This window comes from Mycobacterium sp., from assembly GCF_051006775.1.
In the GTDB taxonomy this organism is placed as follows: domain Bacteria; phylum Actinomycetota; class Actinomycetes; order Mycobacteriales; family Mycobacteriaceae; genus Mycobacterium.
Genome location: NZ_JBPCSX010000012.1, coordinates 1 through 2,794, shown reverse-complemented (window position 1 = coordinate 2,794; position 2,794 = coordinate 1). Strand labels below are relative to the sequence as shown.

General features: G+C 68.4%; 2 protein-coding genes. Both read left to right on the top strand.

What is annotated here, in order from left to right; all coding sequences use genetic code 11:
• Nucleotides 1-774 (top strand): zinc-binding dehydrogenase (locus tag ACR2JI_RS00660; protein WP_526386953.1); only part of this gene is annotated, 774 nt, incomplete at its 5' end.
• A gap of 42 nt (nucleotides 775-816) precedes the next feature.
• On the top strand, nucleotides 817-2,751 hold the full coding sequence (locus tag ACR2JI_RS00655) for a flavin-containing monooxygenase (RefSeq protein ID WP_526386951.1): 1,935 nt from the start codon (nucleotides 817-819) through the stop codon (nucleotides 2,749-2,751).
• The last annotated feature ends 43 nt before the right edge of the window (nucleotides 2,752-2,794 follow it).

Genomic DNA, 2,794 nt, shown 5'->3' with positions numbered 1-2,794 from the left:
GGCCGGCCCTGCCTGGACTGCCCGAACTGCCGGCGCGGCCAGTTCGGTGATTGCCTGCGCACCCGGCTGATGGCGTTCGCCTACGACGGCGCGTGGGCCGAGTACACGGTGTCATTGGCGGTCGGGCTGACCCGGGTGCCGGACAACGTGACGATGGAGCAGGCGGCGATCCTGGCCGACGCGGTGTCCACCCCGTACGGCGCGGTTGTGCGCACCGGCAAGGTGATGGTCGGCGAATCCGTCGGGGTGTGGGGCGTCGGTGGCGTCGGCAGCCACATCGTGCAGTTGGCCCGGATGGTGGGCGCGGCCCCGATCATCGCCCTCGACGTCAACCCGGTGGCCCGGGACCGCGCGCTGGAACTCGGCGCGGACTACGCCCTGGACTCCCGCGACCCCGATGTGAAGGCACACATCGAGAGGATCACCGGCGGCATGCGACTCGATGTCGCCTTCGACGCGGTGGGCCTGAAGACGACGTTCGAGCAGGCACTGGACTGCCTGACGGTCGGCGGGCGACTGGTGGCCGTCGGGATGAGCGCCGAATGTCCGACGATCGGGATGACGTCATTGTTCGGCTTCACCCAGAAGCAGGTACTGGGCCATCTCGGCTATCAGAACGTCGACATCGGGACGCTGGCCACGCTGGTGTCGCTGGGCCGGCTGGACCTGTCCCGCTCGATCAGCCGGATCATTCCGCTCGAGGACATCCACGCCGGCATCGAGATGCTCGAGCGCGGCGAGGGCAACCCGATCCGGATTCTGGTTCAGCCGTGACATTGGGGCCGCCCCGCCCCCGGCGGCCCGTAGCCTGAGCCGATGCGCAACCCGCACGCCGGCGTGCCGTTCACCGACTCCGACGCCGCGATCGCCGCGGCCCTGCGGGACGTGTCCATCCCGACACTGCTGATGTCGTGTGTGCACATGACCGACGACGACGCGGTGCGCCGGTCAATCATCGAGGGCCCGCTTCGCCCGCTGGGGCTCTTCCTCAACGAGGTGCAGGGCTACCTGTCCGAGGAGGACAAGGCCAAGGCCCGCGCGCTTGCGCTGGGCATCTTCGCTGACTACCGCGACCGCGGCTGCCCCGAGCCCAAGCCGGTCGACCCGGCGATGCTCAAGGCGATGATGGACTGGATCGCCGTCGCCGAGGTGCCCGACGAGTACGTGCCGATGATGCTCGAGGAGATGGAACTCGACGGCCGCGACGCCCGCGATGACGAGTTGACGTCCAGCCCGGCGGCCCGCGCCGACTTCCCGGTCATCGTGATCGGCTGCGGCGAGTCCGGCCTGCTGGCCGCCATCCGGCTGCAGCAGGCCGGCATCCCCTACACCGTGATCGAGAAGAACGCCGGTGTGGGCGGAACCTGGTGGGAGAACAGCTATCCCGGCGCCCGGGTGGATGTGGGCAACCACTTCTACTGCTACAGCTTCGAGCCCTCGGATCACTGGACGGAGTACTTCGCCCGCCAGCCGGAACTGCAGGCCTACTTCTCCGACGTCATGCGCCGCCACGGCGTGCAGCAGCGCGTCCGGTTCAGCACCGAGGTGGTCTCGGCGGTGTGGGAGGACGACGGGTGGACCGTCACCGTCCGGAATGTCAACGGCGACAACGAAACGCTGCGCGCCCGCGCGGTGATCAGTGCCGTCGGCCAGCTCAACGACCCCTACATTCCGCAGATCCCGGGCGCGGCGAGCTTCACCGGCCCGGCCTTCCACACCGCGCGCTGGGACCACTCCGTGGACCTCGCCGGGAAGAACGTGGTGATGATCGGCGCCGGCGCCAGCGGCTTCCAGGTCGCGCCGGCGATCGCCGACACGGTGGGCACGCTGACCATCTTCCAGCGCAGCGCGCAATGGATGTTCCCCAACCCGAACTACCACGAAGCCGTCGGCCCCGGGGTGCGGTGGGCGCTGAAGCATCTGCCGTTCTACGGCCGCTGGTACCGGTTCCTGATCTTCTGGCCCGGCTGCGACAGCGGGCTCGCCGCAGCCAAGGTCGACCCGGAATGGCCCGATCAGCGCAGCGCTGTCAGCGCCGCCAACGATATGGCCCGGATGATGTTCACCGAGTGGATCACCAGCCAGTGCGGGGGCGACGAGGAACTGATCGCCAAGGTGGTGCCGGACTATCCGGCCACCGGCAAGCGCACCCTGCAGGACAACGGAAGCTGGCTGGCAACCCTGCGCCGCGACAACGTCGAACTGGTGCGCTGCGGTATCGACCGGATCGAGCCCGGCGCCGTCGTCGACAACGACGGCGTGCGGCACCCGGCCGACGTTGTGGTGTACGCCACCGGTTTTCGGGTCAACGACTTCCTGTCGTCGCTTCAGGTGACGGGCCGCGACGGCGTCGATCTGCACCAGGTCTGGGAGACCCGGCCAGCCGCGTATCTCGGCATCACCATCCCCGGGTTCCCGAACTTCTTCTGCATGTACGGCCCGGGCACCAACCTGGCCAGCGGCGGCAGCCTGATCTTCCATTCCGAATGCCAGATGCGCTACATCATGAGCGCGCTGGACATGCTGATCGCCTCCGGTCGGGCCGCGCTGGAACCGCGCCCCGAGGCCTGTGACGACTGGTACGAGCGCTCCCAGGCGGAGATGAAGACCATGGTGTGGTCGCAGCCGAGCATCACGCACAGCTTCTACAAGAACGCTGACGGCGTGGTGAACTCGCTGAGCCCGTGGCGATTGGTGGACTACTGGGCATGGACGCGCGCGGTGGATCCGGCGGTCTTCATCACGCGGTGATCCGTGCCCGCTGATCTGCTGTTGCTGCTGGCCGGCTTGGGCC